Annotated in this window: 14 protein-coding genes; 8 read left to right on the top strand and 6 right to left on the bottom strand. The window is 60.3% G+C overall.

Going from position 1 to position 18,512, the window contains the following annotated elements:
- Window positions 1-169: 169 nt before the first annotated feature.
- The 3 genes from PDR5_RS01060 to PDR5_RS01050 all read right to left on the bottom strand — a co-directional run bounded on the left by PDR5_RS01060 (window position 170) and on the right by PDR5_RS01050 (window position 4,405).
- Entirely contained in the window at window positions 170-496 is a 327-nt protein-coding gene (locus PDR5_RS01060; protein ID WP_039764506.1) for a hypothetical protein, read from the bottom strand.
- 181 nt (window positions 497-677) lie between these two features.
- Window positions 678-2,021 (bottom strand): aryl-sulfate sulfotransferase, encoded by a 1,344-nt coding sequence (locus PDR5_RS01055; protein ID WP_064592679.1) that lies wholly within the window; start codon window positions 2,019-2,021, stop codon window positions 678-680.
- 23 nt (window positions 2,022-2,044) lie between these two features.
- Complete coding sequence (locus PDR5_RS01050; protein ID WP_064592676.1) at window positions 2,045-4,405, bottom strand: TonB-dependent receptor; 2,361 nt, start codon at window positions 4,403-4,405, stop codon at window positions 2,045-2,047.
- Between the two features lie 165 nt (window positions 4,406-4,570).
- On the opposite strand from PDR5_RS01050, the gene PDR5_RS01045 reads away from it, so the two are divergent.
- The 3 genes from PDR5_RS01045 (at window position 4,571) to PDR5_RS01035 (ending at window position 8,485) form a co-directional block, all read left to right on the top strand.
- Complete coding sequence (locus PDR5_RS01045; RefSeq protein WP_064592673.1) at window positions 4,571-5,515, top strand: LysR family transcriptional regulator; 945 nt, start codon at window positions 4,571-4,573, stop codon at window positions 5,513-5,515.
- 228 nt (window positions 5,516-5,743) lie between these two features.
- On the top strand, window positions 5,744-6,706 hold the full coding sequence (locus PDR5_RS01040; RefSeq protein ID WP_064592530.1) for an IS110 family transposase: 963 nt from the start codon (window positions 5,744-5,746) through the stop codon (window positions 6,704-6,706).
- 168 nt (window positions 6,707-6,874) lie between these two features.
- A complete protein-coding gene (locus tag PDR5_RS01035) occupies window positions 6,875-8,485 on the top strand; it encodes an alkaline phosphatase family protein (protein ID WP_064592671.1) in 1,611 nt (536 codons plus the stop codon).
- A gap of 188 nt (window positions 8,486-8,673) precedes the next feature.
- Here PDR5_RS01035 and PDR5_RS01030 read toward each other — a convergent pair whose 3' ends face one another.
- Window positions 8,674-9,582, bottom strand: a complete 909-nt coding sequence (locus tag PDR5_RS01030; RefSeq protein WP_064592668.1) for a TauD/TfdA dioxygenase family protein — start codon at window positions 9,580-9,582, stop codon at window positions 8,674-8,676.
- 180 nt (window positions 9,583-9,762) lie between these two features.
- On the opposite strand from PDR5_RS01030, the gene PDR5_RS01025 reads away from it, so the two are divergent.
- A complete protein-coding gene (locus tag PDR5_RS01025) occupies window positions 9,763-10,683 on the top strand; it encodes a LysR family transcriptional regulator (RefSeq protein ID WP_041475105.1) in 921 nt (306 codons plus the stop codon).
- A gap of 39 nt (window positions 10,684-10,722) precedes the next feature.
- On the opposite strand, the gene PDR5_RS01020 is transcribed toward PDR5_RS01025, so the two are convergent.
- The gene (locus PDR5_RS01020) at window positions 10,723-11,736 is read right to left on the bottom strand and encodes an ABC transporter substrate-binding protein (protein WP_064592665.1); all 1,014 of its coding nucleotides are present in this window, start codon (window positions 11,734-11,736) and stop codon (window positions 10,723-10,725) included.
- A 310-nt stretch (window positions 11,737-12,046) separates the two neighbouring features.
- Between PDR5_RS01020 and PDR5_RS01015 the strand changes: the two genes are divergently transcribed.
- Genes PDR5_RS01015 through PDR5_RS01005 form a run of 3 tightly spaced genes read left to right on the top strand, consistent with a single transcriptional unit; the run spans window position 12,047 to window position 16,082 of the window.
- Complete coding sequence (locus PDR5_RS01015; RefSeq protein ID WP_064592663.1) at window positions 12,047-13,645, top strand: ABC transporter permease; 1,599 nt, start codon at window positions 12,047-12,049, stop codon at window positions 13,643-13,645.
- A complete protein-coding gene (locus tag PDR5_RS01010; RefSeq protein ID WP_064592661.1) occupies window positions 13,642-14,457 on the top strand; it encodes an ABC transporter ATP-binding protein in 816 nt (271 codons plus the stop codon). The genes PDR5_RS01015 and PDR5_RS01010 overlap by 4 nt, the downstream gene beginning before the upstream one ends.
- A 14-nt stretch (window positions 14,458-14,471) precedes the next feature.
- Window positions 14,472-16,082 carry an arylsulfatase gene (locus tag PDR5_RS01005; protein WP_064592659.1) on the top strand — a complete coding sequence of 537 codons (1,611 nt, stop codon included), beginning with the start codon at window positions 14,472-14,474 and terminating at the stop codon, window positions 16,080-16,082.
- 236 nt (window positions 16,083-16,318) lie between these two features.
- On the opposite strand, the gene PDR5_RS01000 is transcribed toward PDR5_RS01005, so the two are convergent.
- Complete coding sequence (locus tag PDR5_RS01000; protein ID WP_064592657.1) at window positions 16,319-17,392, bottom strand: fatty acid desaturase; 1,074 nt, start codon at window positions 17,390-17,392, stop codon at window positions 16,319-16,321.
- A gap of 100 nt (window positions 17,393-17,492) precedes the next feature.
- On the opposite strand from PDR5_RS01000, the gene PDR5_RS00995 reads away from it, so the two are divergent.
- A complete protein-coding gene (locus PDR5_RS00995) occupies window positions 17,493-18,497 on the top strand; it encodes an AraC family transcriptional regulator (protein WP_064592655.1) in 1,005 nt (334 codons plus the stop codon).
- The last annotated feature ends 15 nt before the right edge of the window (window positions 18,498-18,512 follow it).

Genomic DNA, 18,512 nt, shown 5'->3' with positions numbered 1-18,512 from the left:
AATCGACATGCTTTCCCGGCATAAAAAGTATTCATCCAAGGCATCGGGTTATCGATGACCCGGGATCCAGTGACAACTAATTCCAAGGTGATAGTTGACGGACTTTTTAAAAGGCAAACAAAAAGGCCGATGCATGTTTAATGCATCGGCCTTCGATTTACGGAATTTCTTATTGCTTCAGAAACTCACCACCCAAGTTCACAACTTCACCATCGAAGTTCACGCGGGAGCCGGTAGCCCGGAGTTTCGCGTAGTTGTGATCAGGCGAAAACAGCGTCCAGGTCTGATAACCACTATTTCCGTTCTGAGCCAGCACCGCGATTGTGGTCGGGTTGCCGGTACTGTTCTGGAAGTGATAGTTCCCGTAACGGATGTCGTAATTCACGCCACCCTGGCTGAGGGTGCCGCTGAAGCTGCCATTGGAATCATTACCGTCGGTGATAACCAGCTTGGCGCCAGAGTTGGCATTTACATAAGTGCCATTAATGCTCGACATAACGAGATTTCCTTTATCGTTGGATAAGTGTCTTCCGATGAGAGCAAGTTTCCTCCTGGAAACTCACGACACTCAGGATGGTTGGACATTCATTTATTGTCCACGCGACTTTTCAACGAAATTGCTATATGCACTATTCATGTCGCTCATAACTTATTTCGATTCGGAAGACTCTTAATAACTAACGACTGGCATTGATTTGTTGCACACCAATGGCCGGCGCAACCACTGCCGTTTCCGAGCGCGGCGTTCCTGCCGGCACCCAGTCATAACTCACAGGAAGGGCCCGATAGACCCAGTTGCTGATCGCGTCGCTGCCCGGTGCCTTGCCCAGATAAGGGCTGACGTATTCCCAGACATTTTCACCGCTGGCCGTCACCTGGAAAAACCGCCCGTTCATGCCTTCGTCGATCAGCGTATTGCCGTTGGGCAAGCGCCGCGCGCTGCTGATGAACGAGCTGTAGAACGCCCACCCCGGCTGCTTTGAATTCGCCGCGCTGTACTGCCAGACGATTTCATTTTTCACCGGGTCGATCTCCAGCACCCGCGAACCGGAAATCAGCCCCAGCGTGACGTTCGGGTACCCCGCCGAACCCTGGTTGTCGAACACCAGCAAATTGCCCGCGCCGGGCAGTCCGGCCGGGATGATGTGCGCGTCATGCTGGCCGACGAACTGGTCCACCGGGCGCGGGATTTTCTGCGCGGTTTTCGGATTGGCCAGTGGCAGATTCGGCCCCAGACGCCAGACCACCTTGCCGCTGTGTTTGTCGATGATCGCGATGAAGTTGGCGTTGCGCGAATCAATCAGCAGGTTGTCCGGGTTGAAGCGCTTATCGCCGGCATCGAACCACTTGTTCGGCCCGACCAGGCTGAGGTTGTTGATGTGCAGGTAATCCGGATTTTCACTGGCGCGAACCAGCTTCAACTGCTCGGCGGTGAAGCCGAATTCGTTCAAGTGATCCGACGCCAGCCACTGCCATTTCACCTCGCCGGCGGGGCTGACTTCATAGATCGCATCGTCAATCACCTCGGGCACTTTGAAGCCTTTGACCTTGTGCACCTTGTTCGCCAGCACCACGGTGTTGCCGTTGCTCAGGCGACGCTGATCGTGATGTTGTTGCGCGGCGCCACCGGGCGCCTTGTCGCCCCACTGCCAGACGACTTTGCCATTCCAGTCCAGCTCGCCGACGCTCTGATTGCCGAGGCCGTTACCGGCGGAGCCGAGCTTGCCCGGATCCTTTTCGCTCAGTTGCAACAACACATGGCCACGCTCGCCACCGACCAGTTGCGGGTCGATGATCGCCGACGGGAAACCCGACTGTGGCCAGCTCTTCACCTCGTTGCCGTTCATGTCGATCAGGTGCGTCTGCTTGTCGGCACCGCTGAAGATCACATATTGATTGAAGGCCTTGGCCGGATCGTATCGGGTGACGCCGGTGGGGTAGACGCTGGGCGCGGCGAGCGCCCCGGCACTGAGCACTGCGCCGGACAACAACACCGGTAAAGCGGTTTTGATGCGCAACATGATGCAGCTCCTTGAAGGGTCGATCAGAAGTCATAGCGACCGGTGACGCCGAGGGTGCGCGGCGTACCGAGCAGACCTTCATAGCCGCCGTTGCCGCCGGTCCACAGGGTCGTGTAGTAGGTTTTGTCGAAGGCGTTTTTCAGCCACAGCGAGACGTCCCACTGACCCTGATTGAAATCGCCGCGCAGGCCGGTGGAGAGATTGACCACCGCGTAACTCGGGATCTGGCCGTAATCGGAATCTTCGACCGTGCCCACCGCTTTGGAGCGGAATGCGTAGCTGCCGGTGACGTAAGGTTGCAAACCGTTATCCAGATTCCATTCGTACTTGCCGTTGGCATTGCCGATCCATTTCGAGGCGCCGACCACCTGATGGCCGCTGAGGTCGCAAGAGGCCGGAGCACCGGGTGCCTGGCTGACTTCCGGCGGGCACGGCGCGTCCTTGTACGAGAGGTAACTGACGTCGTTGTATGAGCCGTTGAAGTTCAGCGTCAGGCCGCGCAGCGGGATCAGGGTGCTTTCGAACTCCACGCCGCGCGAGCGCACTGAACCGGCGTTGGTCAGGTATTGCACACGGTTGACGTCGTCGTAGGCGTTGGTCTGGTAGGCGTTGACCTGAGTCCAGAACACGTTGGCGTTGAGCTGCAAACGCCGATCCCACAGCGTGCTCTTGAAGCCGAGTTCGGCGTTGTTGGCACGCTCGGTGCCGATCAGCAAAGAGTCGGCGCCGGCGGTCGGTGCCGAGCCGACCACAAGGTTGACCCCGCCGGATTTTTCGCCGTGAGACAACGTGGCGTAGCCGAGCAGATCATCGGTGAAGCGATAGCTGAGGTTGAGCAATCCGGACGGGCTGGAGCTGTACTGATTCAGGTCGCCGGAATCGTAGGCGCCGGTGCGGCCGCGTCGCGCGGTGGCGGCGGCACCCGAGACAGCGGCGCCACCCACCGGCGCATCACGATTGACCCAGGCGTTCTTCTCTTCATAAGTGCCACGCACCCCGGCGGTGAAATCCAGACGTGGGGTCAGGTGCCAGGTGCCTTGGGCGAACAGCGCGAAGCTGTCGGTCTTGATATGGCCACGGCCGACGCTGTTGACGTTGGCCAGCGCGCCCCGTGGCGTGCCGTTCCAGATGTCTGCCTGCGGGCCGTAATAGGCGAAGGATTTGTTGTCCAGGTCCGAGCCGAAATAGTAGGCGCCGAGGACGTAATCGAAGAACTCGCCCTTGGGCGATGCGAGGCGAAATTCCTGGGAGTACTGCTTGTCTTCCACCGACACCCCGGCGTTGTAGGTCGCCGGCACATTGAGGCCATCGTCGTTGCGCGGAGTGAAATTCCAGAAGCGGTAGGAGCTGACCGAGGTCAGGGTGAAGTCGCTCGGCAAGGTCCAGTTGGCCTCCACCGACGTGCCGCCCTGATGGACGGTGACGTGCTGGTCGTTGTCCAGATTGACCTTGCGGTGCGAGCCGTTGACCAGCGTCGCGCCGGCAGCGGCGGCGCGGGCCGAGTAGAGATTGACGCCATTGATGGTCGGCCCGGTGTTGTACAACACGCGGGTGCCGGCGCTGGAATCCTCTTCGTTGTAGTCACCGATCCAGCGCAGGTTGAAATTCTCGTTGGGCTTGAACAGCAGTTGCGCCCGGAAGCCGTCGCGGGAGCCGCCGTTCAGGTCATGCCCGTTGAATTCGTTCTTGATGTCACCGTCGCTGCGGGTGCGATAGGCAGAGATGCGTCCGGCCAACTGATCGTTGAGCGGCCCGGAAAGCGTGCCCTTGGTCTGGAAGTAACCGTCCTCGCCGACCGACGTCTCGATGCTGCGCTCCGGGGTAAAACTCGGCGCGCGGGTACTGATGTTGATCACCCCGGCGGTGGTGTTCTTGCCGAACAACGTCCCTTGCGGCCCGCGCAGGACTTCCAACTGCTCGATGTCCATCAGGTCGAACACCGCCATCCCCGGGCGACCCAGATAAACGTTGTCGATGTACAGCCCGACGCTCCCTTCCAGACCGTCGCTGGCCGGGTTGTTGCCCAGGCCCCGGATCGACACGCTGGACTGGCGTGCATGCATGTAGGCGACGTTGACGCTGGGCACCAGTTGCTGCAGATCCTGAATCCGGTAGACGCGCTGCGTCTCCAGAGTCTGGCCGCTGACCACGCTCATGGGCGTCGGCACGTCCTGAGATCTTTCTTCGCGACGGCGGGTGGTGACGGTCACGGTTTCCAGTTGCGAAGTGGCGGTCGCTGTCTTGCCTGCCGGTGCCGAAACAGGGGTTTCCGTTTCCGCAGCGTAGCCGTGGGTCCAGCTGGCACTCCCCGCCAGCAACAGGGCCAGAGGCAGACGTTTGAGCCGTCGTGGCGGCGGCGGTGAAGCGAGGTTCAACGGACTCATGGGACTGCTCCTGGTCAAAAAACACGCAGACATCTTCCGTGCCGCATATTCTTTTAAGTTATTTATTTATGTTTTTACAAAGATTTACTGCATAAGAGATTGCCTTTATAAGGAGTCGACCTAATGCATATCCAATGCATTTCCCGGATATTTTTTATGTGAAAAATGCATATCGACTTGCGCCAACTCAGACACTTCATCGCCCTTGCCGAACAACGCAGCTTCGTCGCCGGCGCGCAGGCGGTGAACCTGTCGCAGTCGGCGTTCAGCCGCAGCATTCAGGCGCTGGAGCACAGCGTCGGTTGCCAGTTGGTGGATCGCGGGCGCAAGGAATTGCCGCCGACCAAACAGGGCCAGGTGCTGCTTGAACATGCGCGGCGACTGGTCAGCGGTGCGCAGCAGATGGCCAACGAGATCAGCCAGTTCAACGGGCTGGAGGCAGGAGAGTTACGCTTCGGTTGCGGCCCGGCGCCGGCGGCAGGATTGATCCCGCGCGCCATCGGTAGCTTCATCGGCCGCTACCCGAAAGCGCGGGTGCATTACCAGGTTGATGACTGGCAAAGCCTGAGCAAACGACTGCTGAGCGAAGAGTTCGAATTCTTCGTCGCCGACACTCGGCACTTCGAGGCGGACCCGGATTATCTGACCCACCGCTTGCGACCACGCAAATGGCATTTCTGCTGCCGCGCCGGGCATCCGCTGGCCGCATCGGATCGGGTCACGGCCGAGCAATTGATGAGTTATCCACTGGCCGTCAGCATTCGCCCGCCGAATCTGCGCAAGGTCATCGTCGACCTCAGTGGCCGCCCGGATTTCATTCCGAACGTGGAGTGCGAGAACAGCGCCAGCCTGCTCGGCGTGGTGTTGCGCTCCGATGCGATCGGCATCGTCGGTGCCTATTCGGATGCACTGCATCAAGCCCGGGGTGAGTTGGTGTGCTTGAAGGTCGAAGGGTTGGCGGATGATCTGGAGAAGCTTTACACCCGTTATGGAATCGTCAGCCGCGCCGGGTATCGGTTGTCACCGTTGGCCGAGGCGATGATCGAGCAGATCAAGGCGATTGATGCGGTGGATGAAGAAGTGTGTTCACTGGAGAATTTTGCCGTCTGACACTCCGCCTTCGCGAGCAAGCCCGCTTGTATGTTTAGACTTGAAGGGGTGGGCGGGACTAAAAGCTCGATTCCGACTCTAGCCAGTACGGACCGTGGGAGACTTCTCGTCCCGCCCTTTCTACCTAAAGCGCCGATAAGGAATTCATCGGTAAAACCGACGATAGAGGCAAGCCAGCGCTACGGTAGACCCCGACAAGCTCTTAAACCCTAGCTCCGAGGATTCGTCATGACAATCCTTACCTCGCCAACGGTGATTGGTGTCGATGTGGCCAAAGCCGAAATCGTCGCTTATCGCGAAGATCTGAAAAACATTCAGGTCATCAACAACGACCGTACGTCTATAGGTCGTTGGCTGAAGACCCTGCCCGCACAAAGCTCGATTTCCCTGGAAGCCACTAATCTCTACCACCTGGATACGGCCGAACTGGCCCATGGTATGGGGCATCGGGTTTACGTCGTGGACCCTTACCGGGTGAGCCATTACCGCGAAAGCATCGGTCAGCGTGCAAAAACCGACCCTTGTGATGCACGTCTTCTGGCGCGTTATCTAACCAGTGAACAGCACCGGCTGCGGGTCTGGAGCCCACCACCACGGCACTACACGGTGTTGAAAAGTCTGCTTAACAAGCGTGCGCAGCTGATGAAGGCCCGAGTCAGTATCATGCTGAGCTGGTCAAACGAACCTCTCCTTGAAGATCTTTTGGCCCATGGGTTGGAGCATTTCAAACAGCTTGATCAGGCCATTCAGGAATTACTTCGCAAAGTCAGCCAAGAGGCCGGCATTAGCGAAAACATCAGACGCTGCAAAGCGATTGAAGGGATTGGTGAACTCACGGCAACGGGACTGGCAACTACGTACATGCGAGGTGAGTTCGCCAGCGCCGATGCGTTCATCGCCTTTCTGGGAATGGATTTGAAGGCAAAGGACTCAGGCAAGAAACACAGTCCTCGCCACTTGAGCAAAAAAGGTGACGGGGAATTACGGCGTCTTGCACACAATGCAGCTATGGCAGCTTGTCGGTCCCCTGTTTGGAAACCGTTCTATGAATCCTATCTGGCAAGAGGTCTAGCCAGAACCCAGGCCTTGGTCATCCTCGCCCGTAAGCTTTGCCGGGTGGCATTCGCCCTCATGAAAAATCAGAGCGAATACCAACCCAATTTAAGGTTGCAGGGTTCCCCTGCAACATAGAATCTCCCACATTTGAAACGCGTACTCCTGTGGGAGCTGGCTTGCCAGCGATGACGTCAGTACAGGCGCCGATGCATTTCCTGCATATAAAGCATTCCCCGAATGCACTTGCCGAACACCCTCGCCGAAAGCGAAAAACCTCGCCTGTCTTCCTGACTGGTGAACCCCATGTCCAACCCGCAAAACCCTGTGCGCAATGTGCTGTACATCATGTGCGATCAACTGCGCCGCGATTACCTGTCCTGCTACGGCCACCCGCACCTGCACACCCCGAACATCGATCGCCTGGCTGCGGCCGGCGTGCGCTTTAGCCGTGCCTACACCCAAGGCACGATTTGTGGGCCGTCGCGGATGTCGGCCTACACCGGGCGCTATGTCAGCAGTCATCAAGTGGCGTGGAACGCCGTGCCGCTGCCGCTGGAAGAACTGACCATCGGCGATTATCTGAGACCCCACGGCATTCGCACTGCGCTGGTCGGCAAGACCCACGCCACGGCCAACGTGGATGCCTTGCAGCGGTTGGCGATCAACCCTGAAAGCGCCCAGGCCGAAGTGCTCAACGAAGTCGGCTTCGAGCCGTACTTTCGTCACGACGGCATCTTCCCCGACGACCCGCTGTTCGATGACAAACGCGAATCCGCGCCATACACCCACTACCTGCGCGAGCAGGGTTTCGAAGGGCGTAACCCCTGGCATGACTGGGCCAACGCGGCCGAAGGGGACAACGGAGAAATCCTCAGCGGCTGGAAAATGCGTAATGCCCATTTGCCAGCGCGAATTCCCGAGCAACATTCAGAGACTGTCTACACTACAAATCGGGCCATCGACTTCATCGGTGAGCAAGGTGAAAAACCGTGGTTTTTGCACCTGTCCTATATCAAACCCCACTGGCCCTACATCGTACCGGCGCCGTACCACACCTTGTACAGTACGAAATCGATTCTCAAACCGGTACGTAATGCCTCTCCAAGCGACCACCCGGTCTATCAGGCCTTTTGCCAGCATGAGGAAAGCCTGAATTTCTCCAAAGATCCGGTACGACTGAACGTGATCCCGACGTACATGGGCCTGGTCAAACAGGTCGATGATCAGTTGGGGCGGCTGTTCGATTTCCTGCAAAGCAACGGCCGCTGGGAGGACACGCTGATCGTGTTCACCAGCGATCACGGCGACTTTCTGGGCGATCACTGGCTGGGTGAGAAGGAGTTTTTGCTGGAACAAGCGGTGGGCGTGCCATTGATCGTGCGCGACCCGCGTGCGGCAGCGGATGTCACACGGGGCACGGTCGATGAACGCCTGGCGGAAACCATCGACGGCGTGCCGACCTTTCTCGACGCGCTGGGCGTGACGGGGGCGGAGCATCGCCTGGAAGGTCGCTCGTTGATTCCGCTGCTGCACGGTGAAAACCCTGACTGGCGCCGCTATGCGATCAGCGAATACGACTACGCCTTTCAGGCTCCGGCGCGGGAGCGGCTGGGCCAGCCGATCGACCGTTGCCGCATGACCATGGTGCGCAGCGAGCGCTGGAAATACCTGGCGTATGACGGCTTCCGACCGCAGCTTTTTGATCTGTTGAATGACCCGCAGGAGCTGCAGGATCTGGGCGCGGACCCGGCGTATGCGGCGGTGCGCGAGGAGCATGCGGGGTATCTGTTCGAATGGGTGCGCGGGTTGAAGCGCCGCACGACGATCAGTCATCAGGAGATTGATTTGCGCGGGCAGCGGTTTCGCTATGGCGAACCCGAGACCGAGAAGCTCGTTCAGATTGGCGTTTGGTAGAGATCAAGCGAAGGCAAGAGCAAGAGCCCCCTCACCCTAACCCTCTCCCGGAGGGAGAGGGGACTGACCGAGCTGTTTTTTAGAAGGACGCCGACCTGAAATATCAGGGTTGAACTCAGGCTCAAAAAGCCCCCAATCGGCTCCCTCTCCCTCCGGGAGAGGGCGGGGGGTGAGGGTTGCTTTTGATCTTAATCGCGCCCTTTGATGGTCTGGCTACGCTGCCCATTCGCCCCGACCGGCACTTCGCCTTTGAGCGTCACCCGACGCACCACCCGATCCTGAGTGCCGTAATCATCAATCGCATAATGCTGCGTCGAACGGTTATCCCAGATCGCCACATCACCGGCCTTCCAGCGCCAGCGCACGACGTTCTCCTGGCGGATCACATGGCTCTGCAGCAAGCCGAACAGGTGCGCCGAATCGGCCTGGGAATAGCCCTTGATGCGTTTGACGAAATGCCCCAGCAGCAGGCTCTTTTCGCCGCTGATCGGGTGCACACGCACCACCGGGTGCTCGGTCTCGTAGACGGTCGAGGTGAAGATCTTGCGATAGCGCTCGAGCTTCTCCGCCGACACGTCCGGCTTCACGGCGGCGTAGTCGTATTCGTTGCTGTGCACAGCCACCAGTTTGTCCGCCAGCTCGCGCAACTCGGTCGGCAATTCGTTGTACGCGGTCGCGGTGTTCGCCCACAGGGTGTCGCCGCCGAACGCCGGGGCCACCACCGAGCGCAGGATCGAGGCTTTCGGGTAGGCATCGACGAAGGTCACGTCGGTGTGCCAGGAGTTGGCGCGCTGCCCTTCGGCGCCGTCGAGTTCCAGCAGATAACGGGTGCCCTCGCGGGACGGCACGGTCGGATGCGCTACGGGCTCGCCGAGCAGATGCGCGAAGGCTTCCTGGCGCTGATCGTCGAGCTGGGTCTGCTCACGGAAGAACACCACCTTGTACTGGACCAGCGCCTGTTGAATGGCTTCAACCGTCGCGGCATCCAGCTCACCGGACAGCTGCACGCCACGGATTTCGGCGCCGATACGGCCGGCCACCGGATGAATGTCCAGCGTGTGGACAGCGGGTTTTACAGCGAGTGCGGCATTGCTCATGGGTAGACCCTCATCGACTGCTTGCGGTTGGACGGCAGCGAAACAACGCTCTATCTATATTCCATTTACATCTAATAGATATTCACATGCTTCGTTGACGGAATAAGAGCTTGCATTTAAAACCTCAAGCAACCTCGTCGCAAATGCCTTCGAGCTATTTTTAGGATGCCGGAAAAGCATATGGATCTTCGCCAGTTGCGCTACTTCATCGCCCTCAACGAACACCGCAGTTTTGTCCGAGCGGCCGACGCCATGGGCATCACTCAACCGGCGTTCAGCCGCAGCATTCAAGGGCTGGAGCAGGAGTTCGGCTGCGTGCTGGTGGATCGCGGCAACAAGGATCTGCGCCCCACGCCCGAAGGCCAGGTGGTGCTGCAACACGCCCTGACCCTGGTGCAAGGCGCGGCATTGCTCAGCGCCGAGGTGACGCAGATGACCAAGCTCGATGCCGGCGAACTGCACTTCGGTTGCGGCCCGGCGCCGGCGGTGAAACTGGTGCCGGACGCGGTGGCGCAATTCATCAATGCGCACCCGAAAGTACGTACCTGCTTTCAGGTGGATAACTGGGAAAAGCTCAGCCGCGCCCTGAGCCGCGAGGAGATCGAATTCTTTATCGCCGACATTCGCCATTTCGAATCCGACCCGAACTTCCAGACCCAGCCGCTGACGCCCAAGCGCGGGGTGTTTTTCTGCCGGCCGGGGCATCCGCTGCTGGCCAAGGAAAGCCTGTCGACCAACGACATGTTCGACTATCCGCTGGCGACCACGCTGATCCCGCCAGGCATTCGCAAACTGCTGGCGAATCTCAGCGGACGGATCGACTTTTCGCCGACCATCGAGACCGAGCACTTTCCGGCGCTGGTGAAAGTGGTGCTGCAATCCAACGCGATCGGCGTCGGTACTGAAGAGGCGTTCGTCGAGGACATCGCCCAGGGCTCGCTGGCGCTGCTGCACTGGCGCAATCTGCCGCAGAACCTGGAGAGCATGAATGCGCGGTGCGGGATTGTCAGCCGGACGGGATTCCGGCTGTCGCCGGCAGCGCGGGCGATGATTGAGACGTTGGTGGCGGTGGATAAACAGGCGATCAGCGTCGCGGTTTGAGGGTCATTCCCACGCCTTGCGCGGGAATGACCACATGACTCATAGCTTTGCAGCCGCCAGCTCTGGCGCCACCCACTCGTTCACTTTGAACGGCTTGCGAATCAGCTTCTGCTGCGCTGCCAGGTCCACCTTGCCCTGCAGGTTCTGAAGGAACAGCGGATCCAGTGTCGACGGGAACACTTCGCTCAGGTTCTGATCCTTCAGATCCTGGGTGAGGATCACCGGTGGATAGCTCGCCAGCCCCGACACAAGCTGCACATAGGCGTCCTTGTTGCTGTCCTGCGTCAACCACTGCACTGCCTGTTGCTGCGCCTTGAGCAGCTTCGCCACGGCTTCCGGATGCCCGTCGACAAACTTGCCGGTGCCCACCAGCACCGACTGCACACTGCCGGCGCCACCGAGATCCTTGGTATTCAGAGGCAACTCGGCCAGGCCTTTGGCCTGCAACGCGGTCAGCCCGGAACTGCCCCACGACGCATCGATCTGCTTCGCCGCCAGCGCCGCTACCGCTGCGTTGAAATCGAGGTTGATCACCTTCACGTCCTTCTCGCTCAAACCCACGCTGGCCAGCGCGGCATCGAACGACAACTGGGTCGCAGTGCCGCGGAAGATCGCTACGCGCTTGCCTTTGAGATCCTGCAGCGTCTTGATCCCCGAACCCGGCACCACGCCCAGGTATTGCTTCACGCCCCGGGCGCTGGCGCTGAGCAGGCGCGTATCCAGACCGTTGGACTTGCCGATGATGGCCGCCAGATCTCCGAGATAGGCCAGATCCACCTGGCCGTTGGCGAACGCTTCGTTGATCACCGGTCCAGCGCCCTTGAAGAAGCTCCACTGAATCTTGATGCCTTGATCGGCGAAGGCCTTTTCGAAGATCTGCTGATCGCGCAGCACGTCCACGATGCCCCCGCCGCTGTGTTGAGTACCCGCGCTCAGATCAGGCACGGCAATCCTGATTTCCTTGAGCTCGTCGGCCTGGGCAGAGAACGCCAGCAGCCCTGCCAGCGCCGGCACGGCAAACAGACTGATGACACGTTTGAAGGGAAGGTTCATGGGTACGGCTCCTGATCACGACGGGCGTTGAGGAGCCGAAAGTAGGCACATTCCGCATTAACGTTTAAATACTTAAAAAGCACATTTTTATAGCTTTAAACGCTAAGCCAGAGTGCACAGGGCCTGTAGATCGATATGCATGCAGAGCATCGAAAATATTCTCCGAATGCATTGGATGCGCATGGGCTGGAGGCCTTAAATGGTCTGGCTTATCTCCTAATAGAATTGAATTGAATTTTTATATATCCAATTTGCATACCGCACTTCCATGAAGGCAGGCCTGCCTGCAACCCGACAACGGAGGTCACCCATGGCCCGACAATCCCTGCTCAGCCTGCCGCTGCCCGCACCACCGCTGAAAGCACTGCGCTCATGGCCAAGCCTTGGCCAGCGTGTGCTGCCGTGGCTGCTGCCCCTCTCCCTGTTCGCCATGTGGTGGCTGGCGGCGCGCAATCAATGGATGAGCGAACAGATCCTGCCCGCGCCGTCACTGGTGTGGAGCAGCGCGATCGAATTGTCCCAGGGCGAGTTGTGGAGTCATTTGTGGATCAGCCTGCAACGGTTGTTCTGGGGACTGCTGGCGGGTGTTAGCGCCGGCGCAGTGCTCGGTGCGGCGCTGGGCTTCAGCCGCCGCCTCGAGCGCCTGATCTTCCCGACATTCGCCGGCCTGGCCCAGGTGCCGACGCTGGCGTGGATTCCGTTGTTCATGGTGTTTTTCGGCATCGGCGAAACGCTGAAACTGGTGGTGCTGGTCAAAGCCATCGTGGTGCCGGTGACCTTGCATACGCTGGTCGGCGTGCGCGATGCGCAACCCAAGCTGCGCGAAGCCGCCGCTGTTTTACGTTTGCCTCCACGACTGTTGATCCGCCGACTGGTGCTGCCCGCCGCCCTCCCGGCGTTCATGGCTGGCGTGCGTCTGGCGCTGGCCGCTGGCTGGACCTCGTTGCTCGCCGTCGAGCTGCTGGCCTCCAGCGAAGGCATCGGTTACCTGATGGTCTGGGCGCGACAGCTGTTCATGCTCGACATCGTCTTCGTGTGCATCGTCGTAATCGGCCTGATCGGCGTGGCGATGGATCGCGGCATCGGTTTGCTGGACAAAAAACTGGTGCACTGGCCGCACCCGGCCACGGCGGAAATTCGTCGCGGCCCACGCTACGAAGGCTGGCAGCGCGTGCAGCCATGGCTGCTGCCACTGGCGCTGTTTGCGTTGTGGCAACTGGCGGTCGACCAGCAATGGATCGATGCCAACATTCTGGTCAGCCCATGGGTTGTGCTTGAGGCAACCAAAAACGGATTGCTCGACGGCACGTTGATCTCCGGCATGGCACTGAGCCTGGGCCGCACCCTCGGCGGCTTGTTGATTGGCGGCGGCCTCGGCCTCGTGCTGGGTTTGCTGCTGGGTCTGTCACGCACCAGCGAACGCGTGCTCGGCCCGACCCTCGCCGCCCTGCGCCAGATCGCGATTTTCGCCTGGGTGCCGCTGCTCACCGCGTGGTTCGGGCTAGGTGAACTGGCGAAATGGGTGTTCGTCGCCCTCGCCGCGTTCTTTCCATTGTTTGTCGCGACTCAACGCAGCGTCGCCAACCTCTCGCCGCAACTCAACGAAGCCGCGCAGGTCCTGCGCCTGAGCCTCACTCAGCGCCTGCGCCGACTGGTCCTGCCGGGCGCTGCGCCGGGAATTTTCGCCGGTTTGCGCCTGAGCCTGATCTACGCCTGGCTCGGCACCATCGGCGCCGAATACTTCATGCCGTCCAACGGCGGCATCGGCAGCCAGATGATCGGCGCCCAACAACTGCTGCGCATGGACCTGATCATGGCCGGGATGCTGCTGGTCGGCCTCACCGGCGCCCTGCTCAACCTCATTGGCCAACGCCTGGAAATCCGCGCCACCCGCTGGAGACACGCATGAACGCACCGATTGTCAGCTTCAACCATGTAGGCAAATCCTTCGACGTCGACGGTTTCGAACTGGAAGCGATTCGCGAATTCAACCTCGACATCGCCGAGGGCGAATTCGTCGCCATTGTCGGTTCCAGCGGCTGTGGCAAATCCACTTTGCTGCGCTTGCTGGTGGGCCTCGATACGCAGTTTCGCGGGCAGATCAGCGTCGATGGCAAAGCCGTCAGCGGCATCGGCGGCGAGCGCGGCATCGTGTTTCAGGAGCACCGTTTGTTCCCGTGGCTGACGGTGGCCGACAACATCGGCCTGGGCCTGGTCAACGAGCCGCTGGCTGCCTCCGAAAAGCAGCAACGCATCAACGACTTCATCGAACTGGTAGGCCTGCGCGACTTCACCCGCGCCTACCCGCATCAGCTCTCCGGCGGCATGGCCCAGCGCGTGGCGATTGCTCGCGGGTTGGTGGCGAGCCCGCGAATCCTGCTGCTCGACGAACCCTTCGGCGCCCTCGACGCGCTCACCCGCCAGCAGATGCAGGACGAACTGCTGGCGATTCGCGAGCGGGCAAAGATCACCACGATTCTGGTCACCCACGATGTCGAGGAAGCGATTTTCCTCGCCGACCGCGTGGTGGTGATGGAACCGCGCCCCGGCCGGATCAAGCGAGTGGTGGACATCGCCCTGCCCCATCCGCGCCAGCGCAGCAGTTTCGACTTCCATCAGCTGCGCGAAGAACTGCTGCATGAACTGACCAGTGACGACCATTACCAACCGAGCGCACCGGTGCAGATCCGCGATCTGCCGCTGTCGTTCATTGCCTGCTGAACAGGAGCCTGTCGATGCCGCAACGTCCCAACTTTCTGGTGATTCTGGCCGATGACCTCGGCTTCTCCGACATCGGCGCGTTCGGCGGCGAAATCGCCACGCCGAACCTCGATGCCCTGGCCAACAATGGCCTGCGCCTGACCGATTTTCACACTGCGCCGACCTGCTCGCCGACCCGCTCGATGCTGCTCACCGGCACCGATCACCACATCGCCGGCATCGGCACCATGGCCGAAGCACTGACCCCGGAGCTGATCGGCAAACCGGGTTACGAGGGTTACCTCAACGATCGGGTCGTCGCGCTGCCGGAGTTGCTGCGCGAAGCGGGTTACCAGACCTTGATGAGCGGCAAATGGCACCTGGGCCTGACCGCCGAACTGGCGCCCCACGCCCGTGGTTTCGAGCGTTCATTCTCGCTGCTGCCCGGCGCGGCCAACCACTACGGCTTCGAACCGACCTACGATGAACACACACCCGGCCTGCTGAAATCCACCCCGGCGCTGTACATCGAGGACGACACGTTCATCGACGAATTGCCCAAGGATTTCTATTCCTCCGACGCCTTCGGCGACAAGCTGTTGCAGTACCTCAAGGAGCGCGATCAGAGCCGACCGTTCTTCGCCTACCTGCCGTTTTCCGCGCCGCACTGGCCGTTGCAGGCGCCCGCCGACATCGTCGAAAAATACCGTGGCCGCTACGACGCGGGCCCCGAAGTCTTGCGCCTCGAGCGTCTGGAAAAGCTCAAGTCGCTGGGACTGATCGAACCGGATGTCGAACCGCACCCGCTGATCCAGCTGACCGCGCAATGGGACGCGCTGAGCGATGAACAAAAACGCATTTCCGCCCGGGCGATGGAAGTCTACGCCGCGATGGTCGAGCGCATGGACTGGAACATCGGCCGCGTCGTCGACTACCTGCGTCAGCAGGGCCAGCTCGACAACACCTTCATCCTGTTCATGTCCGACAACGGTGCCGAAGGTGCGCTGCTGGAAGCCTTTCCGAAATTCGGCCCGGAGCTGATGACGTATCTGAGCCAGCATTACGACAACAGCCTCGACAACATCGGCCGCGCCAATTCCTATGTCTGGTACGGGCCGAACTGGGCGCAGGTGGCGACCGCGCCGTCACGCCTGTTCAAGGCGTTCACCACCGAGGGCGGCATTCGCGTTCCGGCGCTGCTGCACTATCCGCAACTGCCGCTGAAGGGACAGATCAGCCATGGTTTCGGCACGGTGATGGACATCACGCCGACCATCCTCGATCTGGCCGGCGTGCGCCATCCGGGCAAGCAATGGCACGGCAAACCGGTGGCGCCGTTGCGCGGGAAATCGTGGCTGGGCTTTTTGTCCGGCGAGACAGCGCAGGTGCATGACGAACACACCGTCACCGGTTGGGAATTGTTCGGGCGCCGGGCGATTCGGCAGGGTCAGTGGAAGGCGGTGTGGATTCCCGGGCCGGTGGGGCCGGCGACCTGGCAGCTTTACGATCTCGGGAGTGATCCGGGGGAGATTCATGACCTGGCGTCGAGTCAGCCGCAGAAGCTTGAAGCGCTGATCGAGCATTGGCAGCGGTATGTGGAGGAGACCGGCGTGATTTTGAGTGAGTCGCCGTTTCAGCCGGATTGAGGGCAGGATCAAAAGCTCTCCCTCACCCCAGCCCTCCCGAAACGTCGGACCGCCCAGAGGGAGAGGGAGCTGACCGAGGTGTCTTTCGCTATACATCGACCTGAGAAACCGAGTTGATTGTGGATTCGGTAAAGCACTTTCAAGTCGGTGTATCTCCCGAATATCCCCCAATCAGTCCCCTCTCCCTCCGGGAGAGGGTTAGGGTGAGGGCTGGATATCCAGCCGAAAACACAAAGTCAGTTCACCTCGATCGCCTTACCCGCCAACCCTTCATTCTCCTTGCGAACAAACCGGTTCGCCCGCCCGAACGTCCCGAAATCATTAAACCGAACCCCCATCTCCCGCATCACCTTATGCGCCACCGGCACCGTCAGCTGACGGATGTAAAACGGCTCCTTCACCACAAAATGATGAATCCCGTGACTGCTGCCGAAATTGAAGCAGAACGCCTGCAACGGCCACAGCCACCAAGGATTCAGCACCTGACATTGCTGCAGCACATTGCCCGGTTCCACATCCCCGTAGTAATGCATGTTGGAGCTGATGAAGTGCAGGCAAAACGTACGCAACACGTTCGGGCCAATGATCACCACGGCGGTAATGTCGATCACCTGCATCACTGAAAGCGTGGTCGCCGACCATTCAATCGGCGAGCCCATCAAGTAAGCGACGCCATTGGCCGCATGGAATCCGAGAAACACATACCACGCCCCCCAATGCACCAGCGCCAGCGGCGCGTAGACCTTCAACGTGCGCTTGATGATGCTGAACTTGTGCGCCCAGGTCCTGGCCCGGAGCATGCGGATGAACGCCGACATCACGTTGTCGCCGACCATCAGCAATCGCGCAAAACCCCATGGCTCGCCGTTGGTGATCGCCCGTTCTTCCATGTCGGTTTCGGTGCCGGACACCTTGTGATGATTGAGGTGCAAATGACGGCGGATCCAAGGGTTGATCGTGCTCGGCCGCGCCAGCCACACCAGGCCCATCATCAGGTTGTGCAGCACGCGCTGTTTGCGGAAATACATGCTGTGGATCAGGTCGTGCTCTAGCTCATGGGTCAGCGAAGCGAAAAACGCGTTGAGTAGCAGACACGCCCACCACGCCATGTGCCCGCTGATATACAGCGCCGCCGAACCGATCATTCCGGCCAGGGCAAAGGCGAGAATCCCGGCGCCGAGTGCATCCTGATGCTTGAGAATCGGGTAGCGCTCGCGCAGCTCCACGCCCTTGGCCAGCACCACTTCGCGAATATGCGCTGATCGCTGGGCAGCATTGTGTCGCTGGGGACTTGCAGAAGTACGGTCCATGCTTCCATCCTCTGGTTATTGATGTTCGCATCCTGCCTCGCGCGGACTCCAAACGCGGTAGCCGAGAACGCCAACCTGTTGACCGGAAGCGCCAATCAGCATGAAGGAACCGACTTCTCTCGCCAGCTGGACCCGTGCCCTGCGCAAGCAACTCGACGCGCTGGGGCTGGACAGCACTGCCCTGTGCCGGCAGGCCGGGCTCGATCCGCAACTGATGGATGACCCGAACGCCCGCTATCCGTTGTCCGCCACCACGCGCCTGTGGGAAATCGCGGTGCAGGTCAGCGGCGATCCGGCGATTGGTTTGCGGGTGTCGCGGTTCGTCAGCCCCACGACCTTTCACGCACTGGGCTATGCGTTGGTGGCCAGCGGCAGCCTGCGGGAAGTGTTCGAGCGGATCGTGCGTTATCACCAGGTGGTCAGCGACGCGCTGGAACTGGAGCTGACCCGCACCGAGGACCGCTACCGCTTTCGCCTGAAAATCCCGGCCGGCAATCCGGCACCCGCCTTCGAAGCCATCGACGCCTTTGCCGCCATCTACGTACGCACCTGCCGCAATCGTCTGGGCCGCGACTACGCACCATTGGCGGTGTACCTGCGTCGCCCGGAACCGGTCGATGCGCATCAATGGCACAAGGTGTTCCGCTCGCCGGTGCACTTTTCCGCCGAAGAAGACCGGATCGAATTCGCCCTCACCGACTTCGACAGTCACCTCGACGACGCCAACCCGGAGCTGGCCGAACACAACGAAGCCGTGCTCAAACGCACCCTCGCCCAGCTCAAACCGCTGACCTGGGAGCGCAAGGTACGCGACGCCATCGAAGAACAACTGCCCGAAGGCGAACCCAGCGCCGAACGCATCGCCCAGGCCCTGCACCTGAGCCTGCGCAGCCTGCAACGGCATCTGGCGGACGAGGGTTGCCGCTTCGACACCCTGCTGAATGAAAGCCGCGAAAACCTCGCGCTGCTGCACCTGCGCGATCCGCAATGCTCGCTGAGCGAGGTCAGTTACCTGTTGGGATTTGCCGATACCAGCAGCTTCAGCCGTGCGTTCAAACGCTGGACCGGGATGACGCCGGGGCAGTTTCGGGATCAGTTGCGCTGAGCGCAAATGGGTCGC

The sequence above is a fragment of the Pseudomonas sp. DR 5-09 genome (genome assembly GCF_001655595.1).
In the GTDB taxonomy this organism is placed as follows: domain Bacteria; phylum Pseudomonadota; class Gammaproteobacteria; order Pseudomonadales; family Pseudomonadaceae; genus Aquipseudomonas; species Aquipseudomonas pharyngis.
This window is presented reverse-complemented; position numbering and strand designations above follow the sequence as displayed.

Excerpts from the sequence above, each read along its gene's own strand:
- PDR5_RS01060 (WP_039764506.1), bottom strand. The coding sequence starts at position 496 with ATGTCGAGCATTAATGGCACTTATGTAAATGCCAACTCTGGCGCCAAG.
- PDR5_RS01055 (WP_064592679.1), bottom strand. The coding sequence starts at position 2,021 with ATGTTGCGCATCAAAACCGCTTTACCGGTGTTGTTGTCCGGCGCAGTG.
- PDR5_RS01050 (WP_064592676.1), bottom strand. The coding sequence starts at position 4,405 with ATGAGTCCGTTGAACCTCGCTTCACCGCCGCCGCCACGACGGCTCAAA.
- PDR5_RS01045 (WP_064592673.1), top strand. The coding sequence starts at position 4,571 with ATGCATATCGACTTGCGCCAACTCAGACACTTCATCGCCCTTGCCGAA.
- PDR5_RS01040 (WP_064592530.1), top strand. The coding sequence starts at position 5,744 with ATGACAATCCTTACCTCGCCAACGGTGATTGGTGTCGATGTGGCCAAA.
- PDR5_RS01035 (WP_064592671.1), top strand. The coding sequence starts at position 6,875 with ATGTCCAACCCGCAAAACCCTGTGCGCAATGTGCTGTACATCATGTGC.
- PDR5_RS01030 (WP_064592668.1), bottom strand. The coding sequence starts at position 9,582 with ATGAGCAATGCCGCACTCGCTGTAAAACCCGCTGTCCACACGCTGGAC.
- PDR5_RS01025 (WP_041475105.1), top strand. The coding sequence starts at position 9,763 with ATGGATCTTCGCCAGTTGCGCTACTTCATCGCCCTCAACGAACACCGC.
- PDR5_RS01020 (WP_064592665.1), bottom strand. The coding sequence starts at position 11,736 with ATGAACCTTCCCTTCAAACGTGTCATCAGTCTGTTTGCCGTGCCGGCG.
- PDR5_RS01015 (WP_064592663.1), top strand. The coding sequence starts at position 12,047 with ATGGCCCGACAATCCCTGCTCAGCCTGCCGCTGCCCGCACCACCGCTG.
- PDR5_RS01010 (WP_064592661.1), top strand. The coding sequence starts at position 13,642 with ATGAACGCACCGATTGTCAGCTTCAACCATGTAGGCAAATCCTTCGAC.
- PDR5_RS01005 (WP_064592659.1), top strand. The coding sequence starts at position 14,472 with ATGCCGCAACGTCCCAACTTTCTGGTGATTCTGGCCGATGACCTCGGC.
- PDR5_RS01000 (WP_064592657.1), bottom strand. The coding sequence starts at position 17,392 with ATGGACCGTACTTCTGCAAGTCCCCAGCGACACAATGCTGCCCAGCGA.
- PDR5_RS00995 (WP_064592655.1), top strand. The coding sequence starts at position 17,493 with ATGAAGGAACCGACTTCTCTCGCCAGCTGGACCCGTGCCCTGCGCAAG.